This is a genomic window from Nocardiopsis suaedae (assembly GCF_027706745.1).
Lineage (GTDB): Bacteria > Actinomycetota > Actinomycetes > Streptosporangiales > Streptosporangiaceae > Nocardiopsis_A > Nocardiopsis_A suaedae.
Map to the genome: position 1 here is coordinate 1 of NZ_JAQFWP010000018.1, position 14,035 is coordinate 14,035.

Sequence of the window (14,035 nt, forward strand, 5' to 3'; positions counted from 1 at the left end):
TGCCGGGGTAGATGCGCGGTTCCCACCGCACCGGCCGGAAGGTGGGCGGGCGGGGTGTGCGGGACGAGGCGGACATGGGTGCCCCCACGGGGTTCGTGCGCCACCGGTGGCGGCGCGAGTACGACCAGTGAGCGCTAGCATGCACCGTGAGACTAGAAAATGCAACGGTGGTATTTATGATTGGGGGCATTATCCTGAAACGCGTGGTTTCCTGTCGGGGGTCCGTATGATCGCCGTAGCCAAGCAGCGCCGAGACCCCGAGGAGGAGGCGATGGGCAACGGAGGGCCAGTGCGCCGGAGGCACTTGCTCAGGGAGCTCAAGCGCCTCCGAGGTGCCGTCGGGCTGTCCCAGGACGAGGTGTCCTCGCAGATGGGCTGGGACAGGGGCAAGATCCATCGCCTGGAGGGCGGTCGGCTCCAAAGGATCAAGGCGTCGGACGTCATCGCTCTGTGCAGGCTCTACCAGGTGACGGAGGAAGAAACCGAGAACCTGGCCGAGATAGCGCGGGAGTCAAGGCAGAAGAGCTGGTGGTACCGATATAAGAACGTCTTCGCGGGGCCCTTCATCGGGCTAGAGGCCGAGGCCTCCGCGATATATGAGTACAGCGCGTCGATCGTCCCCGGGCTCCTCCAGACCGAGGACTACATGGTCGCTCTCATGGAGAGTTCGGCGGGGCTCATATCTACCCAGGACGAGAAGTCCAAGCGTGTCGAAGCGCGTTTGGAGCGCCAGCGCTCCTTGATGGAGCGGACTGATCCTGCTCGGTTGTGGATGATCATCGACGAGGCGGCCCTGCGTCGGCAGGTCGGTGGGACGGACGTCATGCGCAGGCAGATCGCGCACCTCGTCGACGTCAATCAGCGCCCCAATATCGATCTCCAGGTACTCCCGTTCGATGCTGGGGCGCATGCCGCCGCTGGATTCCAGTTCAGCATCCTAGTCTTCTCGGAGACGGACTCCATCGTCTATATCGAGGCCGACCAGGACGGCTTGTACCTCGAAGAGGAGGAGCAGATCGCGCGCTATAGACTGGTGTTCGATCGGCTTCAGGCGTCGGCCATATCGGTCGAGAGGACCAACGGCCTCCTGGCCTCCCTCACCAGTTAGCCTGCACAGATTAGAGAAGACCCATGGACCTGAACGGCATGTGGAAGAAGTCCAGCTACAGTGCCGCCACTAGCAACAACTGCGTCGAGGTCGCCGACGCCCCCGGCGCCAGCGCCGTGCGCGATACCAAGCACCGTGACCTCGGCGCCCTGCGCTTCGGCTCCCCTGAGTGGCGCGCCTTCATCGACGCCGCCAAGCGGGGTGCCTTCTAACCCACCAGTGCCTCCCCTTCACTCCGTCTCTGTCGCCGGTGCGGTCGTCCGTGAGGACGGCCGCATCCTGGCCATTCGCCGTGCCGACAACGGGCACTGGGAGCCCCCGGGCGGTGTCCTTGAGCCGAGTGAGGACATCGAGGCCGGTGTTCGCCGCGAGATCCGTGAGGAGACCGGCCTGCATGTGCGCGTCGGCCCCCTCACCGGCGTCTACAAGAACATGAAGGCCCACGTCGTGGCGCTGGTCTTCCGCTGCGCACCTGCTTCGGGCGCGCCGCATCTCACCGACGAGACCACCGGTATCGACTGGCTCACCCCCGACGAGATCGAGGCCCGTATGGCGCCCGCCTACGCTTGCCGCCTCCTCGACGCGCTCACCCCGGGTACTCCACCTGCCATCCGCGTCCACGACGGTCGCGACCTCCTCTGAAGTGTGGTGTCGGCGGATGGCGCCGCCGCCGTCACCCATCGTGCGTGGACCAGTAGCCCTCCAGCTCGGGCCCCAGCTCTTCCGCCGCCTGCATGGGTAGGGAGTGCGTGGTCTCGGGCCACACGGTCACCGGGGCCATGCCGAGGCTCCGGGCCCGGTCGACCGCCTCCCCGCCTCCCGCGAGCGACTTCTCTGCCGCGATGTCGACACGCACCGGCATCTCCATCGACCGCCACTCGTCATCCGTGAAGGTCCTCGGGACCTGAGTTGGGGCGGCGTAGTGCTCGGCCCCCTCGTCCACCATCACCGACATCGGCGTGCGCTCGCGCACCTCCTCCACCGTCGTACCGCCGATCTCCGCGAGCGCGCGGTCCTTCCAGGGCTGGGGCGCGGGCAGGATCAGCAGCGACGACCACAGGTACACCGACACCGGCAGCGCCTCCAGCACCACCACCGGTTCGAGCAGTGTCAGGGAGGCGACCCGCCCGGGGCGGTCCAAGGCATGGGTCGCGGCGACGGCCCCGCCGAACGAGTGCCCCACCATGTGCGCGCGGTCGATGTCCAGGCCCGCGAGCATCTGCTCCACCCACTCCGCCCGGTCGGCGAACGAGGCGAAGGGCACGGACTGGGTGGACATCCCCGAGTCGCCGATCGCGTCCATGGCGTAGAGGGTGCGGCCGCCGATCCAGGACGGCAGGTTGTCGCCCCACATCGGCGCGCCGGAGCTGATCCCGGGCAGCAGCACGGCCGGCAGGCGCCCGTCCGCCGCGTCCTTCCCGGCCGCCCACTCGTAGACGCGCACGGTGCCGAACCCGGTGCGCACGTCGTGGGTGCGGGTCGGCTCGGGCAGGTCCTCCATCACGGCGTCATAGGCCGCCCGGTAGGAGTCGTACCCCTCCTGGCTGCGCCAGTGGCCGACCTGCGGCTCGGGGGCGACGATCCCGGCCGCCTTGTCGATGGCGAGCCACGCGGCGACCAGGACCGCGAGGACCTTCAGGGCCGTCAGCGTGCGGCGCCGCCGGGGCCGGCGGTTCGGTCCGGTGCTCATGGAGACCCCCGCAAATACAGTCGTATTGATCCCTCGGTGTGAGTGTACACACCGGTCAATACGGCCGTATTGGCAGCCGCTAGGGTGGGGGCATGGACAGCACGGATCCCGACGACCGCCGGACCGCGATCATCCGCGCGGTGTGGCGGGTGATCGCCGAGAGCGGCATGGGCGCGGTGTCGATGCGGAACGTGGCGTCGGCCGCGGGGGTGTCGGTGGGCAGGATCCAGTACTGGTTCCGCAGCAAGGACGAGCTCCTGCGGGCCAGCCTGGAGGCGATGGTGGCGGGCGCGGAGGAACGCCACTCGGCCGAGACCGAAGGGGCCGACGACCGCGAGGCGCTGTGGCGGCTCATCGCGGGGCCGATCCCGCTGGCGGAGTCGTCCCGGGCGATGGTGTCGGTGTTCCACCAGTACGTGGCCGCCGGGATCAGCCACCCGGGCCTGGCGGAGCTGCTGGCCGAGGCCAAGGAGGGTGCGGAGGCCGAGGCGGCGCGGCTGCTGCGGCGGGCCGCCCCCGGTGTCGCCGACGCCCGCCAGGCGGCGCGCTCGCTGATGGCGACCGCCGACGGGCTGACGATGCGCGTGCTGATCGGAGGCCTATCGGCCGCCGAGGCGGAACATACCCTGCGCACCGAGGTCGACCGGGTGGCGGGCTGACCTCCACATCGCGGCTGTAGTGCGGACGTCCCGGGCCGACTGAAAAACCTGCCTCCTTTACTTATTTGTCCGATGCCGCCCCGGCGTGCCCGCCTTCCAGGGCGAGGTGTTCACGCAGAAGAACCGATGCATCGGTGCACAGGATGCTGTTCTTTTGGGTGCGTTTCGGGTGACGAAGTCGGGCTTGAGTGCTGTCCGAAAATCGTCGTCCGTGCGGCGGCCTCTTGTGGTTGCGCTCACACTACCTATTGGTATACGCGGGAGTAGATTTTCATTTCCATCCGTGACCGGCGCACATTCGGAAGCGGAGGGTGACGGCGCCGAACCCGGTGAAACGGGCCACCCTTGTGCACCCGTTTCCCCTCACCCAGGGCGACGTTAAGGTGACCGCGCCATTTGCTCCCCATGCGAACCAAAGGAGCGGTCAGGTGAAGAAAACGCTTCCCCGAGCTGCCGTCGGCGGCGCGGCCCTGCTGCTGAGCACGGCGCTCACCTCCGGGACGGCGTCCGCCGCGGGGGACGAGCACTGCATCGCCAACATGGACACCGGCGAGCAGGAGTGCTTCGCCACCCTGGACGCGGCGATCTCCGCCGCCGAGGAGGAGACCGAGCCCTCCGGGCCCACCACCCTGAGCGCGCAGGCCCAGAACGACGTCATCCAAGGCACCTTCTTCACGGAGCGGGGCTACGGCGGAGACTCGCTGACGATCTGGGGCGAAGCCCCCTGCGTCAAGGACGGCTGGGTGGACTACGAGTTCAACCTCACCGGGGACTTCGCAGGCTGGGCCAACAGGATCTCCTCGGCTCAGCCGTGGGCCGACTGCTGGATCTGGCTCTACCCCGAGCCCGACCTCGGCGGGTCCCGTGACGGCCCGTACAAGGAGAACACCGCCTACGTCGGCGACTTCATGAACGACCGCACCGACTCGATCGGCTTCAGCTGACGCCTTCCCCTGCCTCTGAAGCGCGTGTCCCCACCTTTGAAGCACGCGCCCCCACTTCTGAGAGGAAGACGGAATCCCCCCATGCGAAAACGATGGACTCTCCGCACCGCCATGATCGCCGCGGCGCTCATGGCGGGGTTCACCCCCGCCCCCGCTCTCGCCGACCACGAGGACACGCCCACCGCTCGCCAGCTCCTGGAGCTGTGCGACAACGGCACCGACGTCTGCGTCTTCCACCCCGAAGGCCGACCCGAATACGTCGCGGGCACCACGCGGCAGGTCGGCAAAGAGGTCTACAACTGCACCGGCCGGGAGCAGCGGTTCACGGTCGGCTGGTCGGACACCACCTCGGAGTCCAACAGCGTCGGCCTCTCCCTGAGCGCCGAGTACGGCTTCGCCGAGGTCTTCAAGGCCACCTTCGAGGCGACCTACGAGCGCACCTGGACCAACTCCCACACCGAGAGCCAGACCACCACGGTCTTCACCGGCCCCGGCGAGGTCGGCTGGGTGGAGCGCCAGCCCCGGATGGAGCGCGTCGGGGGCACCTATGAGCTGCACTTCCCCGACCGCTATTACGGCCACTACTACTGGTACGTCCCCTTCGAGGCCACCGGCCCCGCGCCGGGCGGCGACGAGGCGATCGTGCAGAAGACCCGCCCCATGACCCAGGCTGAGAGGAACGCGTGCCCGTGACCACGGCAACGGCGCTCCGCCGGACCACCGTCGCCTGCGGCTCCGCCGCGGCGGCCCTCCTCCTCGCGGCCGGCCTCGCCGCCCCGGCCCACGCCGACCACGAGGACACGCCCACCGCCCGCCAGCTCCTGGAGCTGTGCGACAACGGCACCGACGTCTGCGTCTTCCACCCCGAGGGGCCGGTGCAGGAGCACCAGGCGGCCCGTCGCGTGGTCGGCTCCCCGGTCTACAACTGCACCGACCGGGAGCAGTGGATGTCGGTCGGCTGGTCCGACACCACCAGCGACACCAACAGCGTCGGCCTGTCGTTGGGCGGCCAGTACGGCTTCTCCGAGGTCTTCAAGGTCTCCTTCGAGGTCACGTACGGCCATGAATGGAAGACCTCGCACACCGAGTCCCAGACCACGACGGTCATCGCGGGGCCCGGCGAGGTCGGACGGGTGTACGTGGGCCCGAGGATGCAGACCGTGAACGGCACGTACGAGCTGCACTTCCCGGACCGCTACTACGGCCACTACTACTGGTACGTCCCCTTCGAGGCGACCGGACCGACCGGTGACCAGGGCGGAACCGTCACCCAGTCGACGCGGCCGATGACCTCCGAGGAGCGCGCCGCACACTGCTGATCCGCACCGGGGCCGGGCGCACCGCAGGGGGCGCCCGGCCCCCATTGCGTCGACGTTAAAGTAAGCCTTACCTTAGGATGTGCATCGCCATGTCCCCGGGGGTGGGCCCAACCGCCATGGGCCGCCTCCGCCTCCGGGGCCGCCGGACCCCGGGGACGAGGAGTGGACCGCATGCCCGTGCAGGCCCGTACCGAGACGTCGGACGTCACCGCCGTCGCCGCCCGCGCGGTCGGCACGTGCCGGGTCGCCGACCACATGGTCCGCGTCACCCTCGCCCACCCCTCCTTCGCCGACCCGGTGCGCTTCCCCTACCACGGCCCCGACCACCTCGTCCGGCTCCTCCTCCCCGGCGCGACCGGGGCGCTCAACCTTCCGCGCTCGTCGGCGGGCTGGTGGAAGGAGATCCAGGCCATGGACGAACCCGACCGCCCCCGGGTCCGCAACTACACGGTCCGCCGCATCGACCGCGCCCGCGCCGAGATCGACGTCGACTTCGTCCTGCACACCGACAGCGCCGGGCCCGCCTCGGCCTGGGCCGCCGCCGCCCGTCCGGGCGACGGGATCGGCGTCCTCAGCGACCGCGCCGGGTACGCCCCGCCGGCCGGTGCCACCGACCTCCTCCTCGTGGCGGACGAGACGGCCCAGCCCGCCCTCGCCGCCATCATCGAGAGCCTCCCGGCCGACGCGCGCGCCCTGGCGATCCTCGAATACCGGCCCGGCAGCGCCCCCGGACTCCCCGCCCACCCCGGCGTCGAGCGCGTCCACCTCCACCCCGCCGACGGTGCCGAGCCGGGCGAGGCCGCCCTCGCCCACGTGGAGGGCCGTGACCTCGGTCCGCTCGACTACGCGTGGATCTCGGGGGAGTCGACGCTGGCGACCTCCCTCCGCCGCCACCTCGTGTCCGGCCGGGGCATGGACAAGGACCGCGTCTTCTTCTGCGGCTACTGGAAGCGCGGCGTCTCCCACTGACGGGGACGGCCCCTGAACGCGGCCGCCCCTAGGGCGTGTTTCTCGGATCATTTTCGGCTCGCGACCACCAGGACGACGCTCGCTGCGCCGGGACGCTCGAGCAGCCAACCAGGATGAACTTCGCGCCCCGTCTTGCGAGCGCCGCCCGGGACGGCCGCTCGCTGATCGAAAAGCCTCCGAGAAACACGCCCTAGGCGAATCCGCCCAGGTCGGCCGGCCCCCACGGCAGCCACCGGGTCGCGTCCCGCCCGGATTCGGGGCGGACGAGCGCCACCGTGAACCCGTCCCCCGCCTGGGCCGGTGTGCGGAAGGCCGCCACCTCGGGCGCACGGTCCGGGGCGCTCGGGTGGAAGGCGGGGAACCGCCAGCCCGCCCCCTCCAGCGACGACATCTCCGACCCGTCGGCGACGCTCCACCGCCGCACCAGCCCGCCGGGCGCATTCGACGCCTGGGGGGAGAACGCCAGCGCCACCGTCGAGTCCCCGGTGAACGCCAACCAGTCCACGGGGCCGCTGTTCGGCGTGTACGGGAACTCCTGCAGCACGCTCTCCGTGTCCGGATTCCACACGACGACCGCCCCGCCGGTGGTGTAGGCGAGCAGGTCCCCCTGCCCGAAGGCCACGCGGGACGAGGACCGGTCCCCGCTCGGCTCGCGCACCGCGTAGTCGGCCTCACGGCGGCCCGTCCCCGTGTCGAGCAGCGCCACCGTCCTCGGGCCCGTGCCGGTGACGGCCGCCAACCGGCCGCCGTCCGCGTCGAGGTCGATGTCGAAGTAGGGGGAGTCGTCGCTCAGCAGCGGCTCCCCGCCCTCCGTGCGGAAGACCTCCAGGCGCCGCCGCCCCGCATCGTCGCCGCCGGTGACCGCGACCGTCCCGCCGTCACCGCTGACCGCGACGACCGGGTCCGCCAACCCGCCCTCCACCTCGATCGGCGCGAGCTCTTCGCGGGCCTCCAGGTCCCAGGCGAGGATTCGGCCGCCCCCGGGGGCGACCTGTACGGCGATGCGCCCGTCGTCGCTGACGTCCATCCGCCGAGCGGTGCCGCCTCCGGTGGCGCCGTCGCCGCCGTAGCCGTGGCACGCGCCGTCGCCTCCGCTCAGCCGGGCGGTCTCCTCGCCCTGTTCGGTGTCGAACAGCGAGAGTCCGTAGTCCGACAGCATGAGAAGCTCTGGTCCGTACCCGACCCACGCCGCCCCGTGGACCCGCAGCGGGCCGTGGGCGCCGGAGCACTCCAGCCCCGCGAGCCCGTCGGCGACCCGCGGGGCCTCGGTCTCCCCGGCGCCGCCGATGACGCTGTCAGTGGGAACACCCCCGCTCAGCGGCTCGGCGGCACCGCCCCCGTCGGCCGCACCGGGCCGCCCCCCGCCCAGCAGGCCCCCGGCCGAGGCGGCGAACGCGCCGACCGCCAGCATCACCACGGCGAGCGCGGCCGCCCCCGCCCACGCCCAGGGCGGCGGCGCCGTCCTCTGGATCCGGTCGGCCTCGGCCGCTCCGCGCGCGATCCCCTCGGCCACCTTGGCGGGCAGCAGCACGGTGCGGGCGATCTCGGCCGCGTCCGGCGGGGCCGAGGCCCCCGGGGCGGCCAGCGCGGCGCGCACCTCGTCCAAGTCGGGCCGGTCCGCGGGGTCCTTGGCCAGGCAGGCCCGGACCAGCTCGGCGACGGCCCCCTCCAGCCCGCTCAGGTCGGGCTCCTCGCGCACGGAGCGGTCCAGCACCGCCATGGGGTCGCCGCCGCCGAACGGCCTGCGCCCCGTCGCCGCGTACAGCAGCACGCCGCCGAAGGCGAAGATGTCGCCGAGCGGCCCGGCGTCGCCGCCGGTGACCTGCTCGGGAGCCATGTAGCCGGGCGTCCCCAGGGCCTGCCCCGTCCCGGTGAGCGCGGTGGCGTCGGCGGCGCGGGCGATGCCGAAGTCGATGACCTGTGGGCCGCGCTCGCAGAGCAGCACGTTGGAGGGCTTGAGGTCGCGGTGGACCAGCCCGGCGGCGTGGATCGCGCGCAGCGCCTCGGCGAGCCCGGAGGCGAGCATCCGCAGCGGCTCCCCGCGGAACCCGCCCACTTCGCGAACGGCGCGGTCCAGGCTCAGCCCGGGGATGTACTCGGTCGCCATCCAGGGCACGGGGCCGTCGGTGCGCGCGTCGAGCACGCGTGCGGTGAACGGGCCGTGCACCCGCCCGGCGGCGGTGGCCTCGCGGCGGAAGCGCGCCCGGAACTCCTCGTCGTCGGCGAACTCGGCGCGGACGACCTTGACGGCGCTCAGACCGCCGCCCGGGGCGCGCCCGAGGTAGACGACGCCCATCCCGCCCGCTCCGATCCGGCGCAGCAGCCGGTGGCCGCCGATCTCGCGGGGATCATCCGGCCCCAGGTCCCGCACGCCAGACCGCCCTTTCCGTCGCCGCGCCCGCCCGGCGGGTCACGCTACCAGCCCGCAATGTCCCTTCTGTCGGATCCGCCGGGAAAGGGGGCGCGGAAGGAGGGAGGGGGTGCCGGGGGTCAGCCCAGAGGGCGGAGAAGGAGTTTGCGCCAGGTCTGCACGGTGCCGCTGGAGTCGGCCTGTTCGCCCGTCCACGTCCCTTCGATGCGGAAACCGGCGGCGGCGGAGAAATCCCTGAGGCGGTCGAGAGGATAGAAGAAGAAATGCCGACGGTGCACGGTGCTGTCGGCCATCGGCTCCGCGGAATGGCCGTCGCCCTCTTTGAGGGAGATCTGCGCGAACCCGCCGGGGGCGAGTACGCGCAGGAATTCGCGCAGCGCCGCGACGAAATCCGCGGGGTCCATATGCAGGAGGACCGCCGAGCACCACACGGCCCCGACGGAGGCGTCGTGCACGGGCAGGTCGCGGACATCGCCCACGACCGGACGGACCCGGGTGTGCGGCGGCTCGGCCTCCAGGAGCGCGGGGACGGCGTCGACGGCGACGACGTCCCGCCCGGCCCGGGCCATCTGGACGGCGTCGCGGCGGCATCCGGCCCCGGCGTCCAGGAGCGGCCCCGAACTCGCCCTGCAGAACTCGTGGATCTCCGTCCGCAAGGGGGAGTACGGGGTGAAACCCTTGGTCTTGCGCGCATACCACTCGGCGTACGCGGAATACGCCTCGACCGTCTCGGCCTGGTGTCCCTCCGCCGCGGAACGCGTATCGCCGCGGGGGCTGTCATGGAGTCGGATGGCGGCCTCCTGAAAGGTCCGAAGAAGGAGAATTCGGGTCGGTCCCGCTGTTCGGGACACCCGGTCGCCTCCGCCCGCGAACACCGGGGGCACGGGGAGTTCATCGCCCATGGCGGGAAAGCGGCCCGCTGCCGTCCGACCGGGTTCGGAAATAGTAGTTCAGCGATCACAGGGCGGGCCACCGGAACCAGGGGGCGGGGCAGGCGGGGCCGACAGTCCGTCGTGTGGCGCGGGCGCGTGTCGGCCGTCCCCTCGTCGGGATAGAGGATGATTCCCTCAATACGCGGAGAAAGCACGGAGGTGCGAAAACGCTTCCCCGGTCGGATTCACATTCTCATCCCTCTCGACTGTGAAAAAGGATCATGGGCCAGGGGGATTGACGCTCCGTATTCGGCTGCCTACATTCCCAAGGGAAGCGTTCGTCCGGCGTTCTCCGAACCCCCGTCCCCCTATTCGGCCGGCCGTGCCGGGCGGACGCACCACGGGACCGGCCCCACACCGGCCCCGCCCCACAATCCCCCGAAGGTGGTCCCCCATGCCCAGAACCCGCCTGGCATCCACCGCCGCGGCCTTCGCCGCGGCCCTGGCCCTGTCCGCCGCCCCGGCGGTCGCCTCCGACGCCTCCGACGCCACCTGGCCCTTCCCGCCCACCGAGCCCCCGCCGCCCGGCCAGGTCGAGATCGACCTGGTCAACGCGAACGGCTCCGGCTGCGCCCCCGGCACCGCCGCCGCCTCCGTGGCCCCCGACAAGACCGCGTTCACCGTCACCTACAGCGAGTACCTCGCCCAGGCGGGCGGCGGGTCGAGCCCCATCGACAGCCGGAAGAACTGCCAGCTCGCGGTCCTGGTGAGCGTCCCGCAGGGCTACACCTACGCCATCGCCCGCGCCGAGTACCGCGGCTACGCCGACCTCGCCGACGGCGCCACGGGCACCCAGAAGGCCAGCTACTACTTCCAGGGCATGCCCCAGACCGAGGCCGTCACCCACGAGCTGCCCGGCCCCTACCAGGAGAACTGGCAGTTCAACGACCGGGCCAACGTGGCCATCTACGCCCCCTGCAACGCCGAGCGCAACTTCAACATCAACACCGAGCTGCGGGTGGACGCCGGGTCCGACCCGGACCGGGTGAGCTGGATGGCCATGGACTCCACCGACGCCAGCATCACCACCACCTACGTCTTCTCGTGGAAGAAGTGCGACTGACCGGGTAGCCGTCGGCCGCCGTGCGCGCCCGGCCCGCCCGGGCCGGGCGCGCACCCCCTCCCCTCACCCTGCGGAGCGCTCCCGGAACACCCGCCGGTAGGCCGCCGGGGACGTCCCCACCCGGCGCCGGAAGTGCTGCCGCAGCCCCGCGCCCGTGCCCAGGCCGGTGCGGGCCGCGACCGCCTCGACCGGCAGGTCGGTCGTCTCCAGCAGCTCGCGCGCCCGCGCCAGGCGCTGCCCGGTCAGCCACTTCAGGGGCGTCGTCCCCACCTGCTCGGCGAAGCGGCGCCCGAAGGTGCGCGTGCTCATCCCCGCCCGCTCCGCCAGCTCCGCGACGGCCAACGGCTCCTCCAGGCGCCCGGCCGCCCACTCCAGCACCTCGGCGAAGGGGTCGGCCGGGCGCGCCGCCTCCGCCCGCGCCGGGACGAACTGCGACTGGCCGCCCTCCCGGTGCGGGGCGACGACCATCCGCCGCCCGACGTCGGCCGCGGCCGACGCCCCGAAGTCCGTGCGCACGATGTGCAGGCACAGGTCGATGGCGGAGGCCGTCCCCGCGCTGGTGAGCACGGACCCCTCGTCGACGTAGATCGACCGCTCGGTGACCCGTACCCGGGGATGGCGGCGCCGCAGCTCATCGGCGTACATCCAGTGCGTGGTGGCCTCGCGGCCGTCGAGGAGCCCCGCCTCGGCCAGCACGAACGCGCCCGAGCACAGGCCCGCGACCCGTGCGCCGCGCTCGTGGGCGGACCGCAGGGCCTCCAGCAGCGCGCGCGGCGGGCGGTAGGACGGCATCACGCACGCCGGGACCACGACCAGGTCGGCGGACTCCACCGCCTCCAGCCCGTGCTCGGGGAGGAGCCGCAGCCCGCCCGCGGCGCGGTGCGGTCCCGTGCCGGTGCCGCACAGCACCACCTCGTACCAGCGGGGGTCCAGGTCCCGCCGGTCGGTACCGAACACACCGCTGGGCACGGCCAGCTCGAACATGGGGCAGTCCTCGAGGACGGGCACGACGACACGGATCCGCTTCGCGGGCGCGCCCTCCGGGTGCCCGGCGCCTTCCACCTCGCTCATGGCGTGAATCTCTCGGACCGTGACGTTTCCGCCAATGGTGCGCCGCGACCCGCGAATCCATGCTGGCCGGGCGTGATCGCACAGGACACCGGGAGACGGGGAGCGGAGGACCGATGACGGACGGTCGGCAGGCGCGGCGGCGGGACGGCCGCCCCGCGGAGTGGAAGGTGGCGCTGGCCGGGGTGGCGACCATCGGTGTGGGGTTCGGGTTCGCCCGCTACGGCTACGGCCTGTTCCTGCCCGAGATCCGCGCGGAGTTCGGGCTGTCGGTCGCGGAGGTCGGCCTGGTCGGCAGTGCCACCTACCTCGGGTACCTCGCCGCCCTCGTCCTGGTCGGGCTGCTCGCCGGAACGGTCGGACCCCGGCTGCCGGTCGTCGCCGCGGGCGCCTCGGCCGCCGTCGGGATGGGGGCGGTCGCCGTCGCCGACCACCCCGCCGTCGCCGTGGCGGGGCTGGTCCTGGCGGGAACCAGCTCGGGGTGGGCGTGGGCGCCCTACTCCGACGCGGTGCAGCTCCTCGCACCGGAGGAGCGCCGCGCCGGCCTGCTGGCGCTGCTGCCCACCGGGACCGCCTTCGGGACCGCCGTCGCGGGCGTGCTGGCCCTGGCCGCACGCGGGGGCGACTGGCGGCACGCGTGGCTCGCGTTCGCCGCGGTGGCGGTGGTGGTGACGCTGTACAACGCGCGCCTGATCCCCGGCACCCCGGTGCGCCCCGCCGACGGGGGGCGGAGCGCGCGCTCGGGGCCGCGCGCCTTCCTGCGCCCGGAGGCGGCCCCGCTGCTGACCACGGCCCTGTCCTACGGGCTGATCGGGTCGGTGTACTGGACCTTCGCGGTCGAGGCGGTCACCGCTTCGGGCTCGGGGGTCGACGCGGCACCGCTCTTCTGGACGCTGATGGGCGTCGCCGGGGTCGGCGGGCTGGCCTCCGGGCGCCTGTTCGACCGGCTCGGCCTGCGCCGGTCGCACACCGTGCTGTTCGCGGCCCTGGCGGCGGCGGTCGGCCTACTGGCGGCCGTGCCCGGACCGCTCCCGGCGGCGGTCCCGGCGGCACTGTCCGCGGTGCTGTACGGACCCGCGTTCATGGCGGTGTCCGGCCTCCTCGCCGTGGCGAGCCTGCGCCTGTTCCCGGAGCGCCCCGCCGCCGGGTTCAGCGGCGTCGTCTTCTTCCTCGGGGTGGGCACCGTCGTCGGACCGGCTGCGCTGGGCGCGGTGGCCGACGCCTACGGGCTCCGGGCGGCGTTCCTCGCCACCGCCGGGATCGCCCTGCTCACTCTGCCGATGCGCGGAGCACGGCGCCCGGCCCCCTCCGGCCCCGCCGAAGCGGCGGGGGAGAGGGCGGGCGCCGTGTGCGGCCGTTCGTGAGGGGGACGGGTCAGGCCCGCTTGTTCTCCTCGTAGTAGCGCGCCATCTGCTCCCAGTAGACCATCGTCAGGCCCATCATGACCGCGGTCCCGGCCACCGCCGGGACCGCCTTGCGGCGCCACGCGGCGGCCACCGCGACCGTGTTGGCCGCCGACGCCACGGCCTGGACCGCCAGCGCGGCGTCCTTGGGGCGCTCGGCGATCCACTGCTCTTCACCGAGCATGGCCTTGGTCGCCCAGGCGGAGTCGTCCTTGGGGTCGGGGAAGATCACCGGGTTCACCGCGAACCACGCCCCGACGGCGACGGCGTGCTTCCAGCTCCGCGTCCATACCGGGACGAGGATGAGCGGCGTGGTGGCCCACCGGGTCCAGGCGCTCCACGGGTTGCAGTGCCGCGCGAACACCGCCCGCCGAGCGCGCGCGATGAACCCCGCGTCCTCGCCGGATGCGCCGGATGCGCCGGGGGAGGAGAGCTGTGCCATGGTCGGCCTCCGAATCGACATCGAACACTCGGACAACTTCGCCGACCAGGCTTCCCGGCTCACCGGA

The 14,035-nt window shown here is 72.4% G+C and carries 15 protein-coding genes; 10 read left to right on the forward strand and 5 right to left on the reverse strand.

All coding sequences use genetic code 11. The annotated features are described in order from the left end of the window. Positions 1 to 226 precede the first annotated feature (226 nt). Genes O4U47_RS11740 through O4U47_RS11750 form a run of 3 tightly spaced genes read left to right on the forward strand, consistent with a single transcriptional unit; the run spans position 227 to position 1,750 of the window. Positions 227 to 1,108: a helix-turn-helix domain-containing protein gene (locus O4U47_RS11740; protein ID WP_270677836.1), complete on the forward strand. Its 882-nt coding sequence runs from the start codon at positions 227 to 229 to the stop codon at positions 1,106 to 1,108. Between the two features lie 23 nt (positions 1,109 to 1,131). Further along, a complete protein-coding gene (locus O4U47_RS11745) occupies positions 1,132 to 1,320 on the forward strand; it encodes a DUF397 domain-containing protein (RefSeq protein ID WP_270677837.1) in 189 nt (62 codons plus the stop codon). A 7-nt stretch (positions 1,321 to 1,327) separates the two neighbouring features. Then, positions 1,328 to 1,750, forward strand: a complete 423-nt coding sequence (locus O4U47_RS11750) for an NUDIX hydrolase (RefSeq protein ID WP_270677839.1) — start codon at positions 1,328 to 1,330, stop codon at positions 1,748 to 1,750. Positions 1,751 to 1,781: 31 nt separating this feature from the next. Here O4U47_RS11750 and O4U47_RS11755 read toward each other — a convergent pair whose 3' ends face one another. Continuing rightward, positions 1,782 to 2,798, reverse strand: coding sequence for an alpha/beta hydrolase (locus O4U47_RS11755; RefSeq protein ID WP_270677840.1), 1,017 nt, complete (start codon positions 2,796 to 2,798; stop codon positions 1,782 to 1,784). A 92-nt stretch (positions 2,799 to 2,890) separates the two neighbouring features. Between O4U47_RS11755 and O4U47_RS11760 the strand changes: the two genes are divergently transcribed. The 5 genes from O4U47_RS11760 to O4U47_RS11780 all read left to right on the forward strand — a co-directional run bounded on the left by O4U47_RS11760 (position 2,891) and on the right by O4U47_RS11780 (position 6,689). Then, the gene (locus O4U47_RS11760) at positions 2,891 to 3,457 is read left to right on the forward strand and encodes a TetR/AcrR family transcriptional regulator (RefSeq protein ID WP_270677841.1); all 567 of its coding nucleotides are present in this window, start codon (positions 2,891 to 2,893) and stop codon (positions 3,455 to 3,457) included. A gap of 428 nt (positions 3,458 to 3,885) precedes the next feature. Continuing rightward, positions 3,886 to 4,401 carry a hypothetical protein gene (locus O4U47_RS11765; protein ID WP_270677842.1) on the forward strand — a complete coding sequence of 172 codons (516 nt, stop codon included), beginning with the start codon at positions 3,886 to 3,888 and terminating at the stop codon, positions 4,399 to 4,401. A gap of 111 nt (positions 4,402 to 4,512) precedes the next feature. Continuing rightward, positions 4,513 to 5,094 (forward strand): hypothetical protein, encoded by a 582-nt coding sequence (locus O4U47_RS11770; protein WP_270677926.1) that lies wholly within the window; start codon positions 4,513 to 4,515, stop codon positions 5,092 to 5,094. After that, positions 5,085 to 5,720 carry a hypothetical protein gene (locus tag O4U47_RS11775; RefSeq protein ID WP_270677843.1) on the forward strand — a complete coding sequence of 212 codons (636 nt, stop codon included), beginning with the start codon at positions 5,085 to 5,087 and terminating at the stop codon, positions 5,718 to 5,720. The genes O4U47_RS11770 and O4U47_RS11775 overlap by 10 nt, the downstream gene beginning before the upstream one ends. A gap of 171 nt (positions 5,721 to 5,891) precedes the next feature. Next, entirely contained in the window at positions 5,892 to 6,689 is a 798-nt protein-coding gene (locus O4U47_RS11780; protein ID WP_270677844.1) for a siderophore-interacting protein, read from the forward strand. Positions 6,690 to 6,879: 190 nt separating this feature from the next. Here the strand turns inward: O4U47_RS11780 and O4U47_RS11785 are convergent, their stop codons facing one another. Both O4U47_RS11785 and O4U47_RS11790 read right to left on the reverse strand, forming a co-directional pair. Further along, positions 6,880 to 9,060 (reverse strand): WD40 repeat domain-containing serine/threonine protein kinase, encoded by a 2,181-nt coding sequence (locus tag O4U47_RS11785; RefSeq protein ID WP_270677845.1) that lies wholly within the window; start codon positions 9,058 to 9,060, stop codon positions 6,880 to 6,882. A 119-nt stretch (positions 9,061 to 9,179) separates the two neighbouring features. Then, complete coding sequence (locus O4U47_RS11790; RefSeq protein ID WP_333563643.1) at positions 9,180 to 9,716, reverse strand: class I SAM-dependent methyltransferase; 537 nt, start codon at positions 9,714 to 9,716, stop codon at positions 9,180 to 9,182. A gap of 670 nt (positions 9,717 to 10,386) precedes the next feature. Here O4U47_RS11790 and O4U47_RS11795 point away from each other — a divergent pair. Further along, positions 10,387 to 11,055: a DUF4360 domain-containing protein gene (locus tag O4U47_RS11795; RefSeq protein WP_270677847.1), complete on the forward strand. Its 669-nt coding sequence runs from the start codon at positions 10,387 to 10,389 to the stop codon at positions 11,053 to 11,055. A gap of 63 nt (positions 11,056 to 11,118) precedes the next feature. On the opposite strand, the gene O4U47_RS11800 is transcribed toward O4U47_RS11795, so the two are convergent. Further along, positions 11,119 to 12,126: a GlxA family transcriptional regulator gene (locus O4U47_RS11800; protein ID WP_270677848.1), complete on the reverse strand. Its 1,008-nt coding sequence runs from the start codon at positions 12,124 to 12,126 to the stop codon at positions 11,119 to 11,121. A 113-nt stretch (positions 12,127 to 12,239) separates the two neighbouring features. On the opposite strand from O4U47_RS11800, the gene O4U47_RS11805 reads away from it, so the two are divergent. Beyond that, the gene (locus tag O4U47_RS11805; RefSeq protein ID WP_270677849.1) at positions 12,240 to 13,487 is read left to right on the forward strand and encodes an MFS transporter; all 1,248 of its coding nucleotides are present in this window, start codon (positions 12,240 to 12,242) and stop codon (positions 13,485 to 13,487) included. Between the two features lie 10 nt (positions 13,488 to 13,497). On the opposite strand, the gene O4U47_RS11810 is transcribed toward O4U47_RS11805, so the two are convergent. Beyond that, positions 13,498 to 13,968, reverse strand: coding sequence for a DUF6653 family protein (locus O4U47_RS11810; RefSeq protein WP_270677850.1), 471 nt, complete (start codon positions 13,966 to 13,968; stop codon positions 13,498 to 13,500). Positions 13,969 to 14,035 lie beyond the last annotated feature (67 nt).

Coding starts and splice junctions, on each gene's coding strand:
- O4U47_RS11740 (WP_270677836.1), top strand. CDS start 227: ATGATCGCCGTAGCCAAGCAGCGCCGAGACCCCGAGGAGGAGGCGATG.
- O4U47_RS11745 (WP_270677837.1), top strand. CDS start 1,132: ATGGACCTGAACGGCATGTGGAAGAAGTCCAGCTACAGTGCCGCCACT.
- O4U47_RS11755 (WP_270677840.1), bottom strand. CDS start 2,798: ATGAGCACCGGACCGAACCGCCGGCCCCGGCGGCGCCGCACGCTGACG.
- O4U47_RS11760 (WP_270677841.1), top strand. CDS start 2,891: ATGGACAGCACGGATCCCGACGACCGCCGGACCGCGATCATCCGCGCG.
- O4U47_RS11770 (WP_270677926.1), top strand. CDS start 4,513: ATGATCGCCGCGGCGCTCATGGCGGGGTTCACCCCCGCCCCCGCTCTC.
- O4U47_RS11780 (WP_270677844.1), top strand. CDS start 5,892: ATGCCCGTGCAGGCCCGTACCGAGACGTCGGACGTCACCGCCGTCGCC.
- O4U47_RS11795 (WP_270677847.1), top strand. CDS start 10,387: ATGCCCAGAACCCGCCTGGCATCCACCGCCGCGGCCTTCGCCGCGGCC.
- O4U47_RS11800 (WP_270677848.1), bottom strand. CDS start 12,126: ATGAGCGAGGTGGAAGGCGCCGGGCACCCGGAGGGCGCGCCCGCGAAG.
- O4U47_RS11805 (WP_270677849.1), top strand. CDS start 12,240: ATGACGGACGGTCGGCAGGCGCGGCGGCGGGACGGCCGCCCCGCGGAG.
- O4U47_RS11810 (WP_270677850.1), bottom strand. CDS start 13,968: ATGGCACAGCTCTCCTCCCCCGGCGCATCCGGCGCATCCGGCGAGGAC.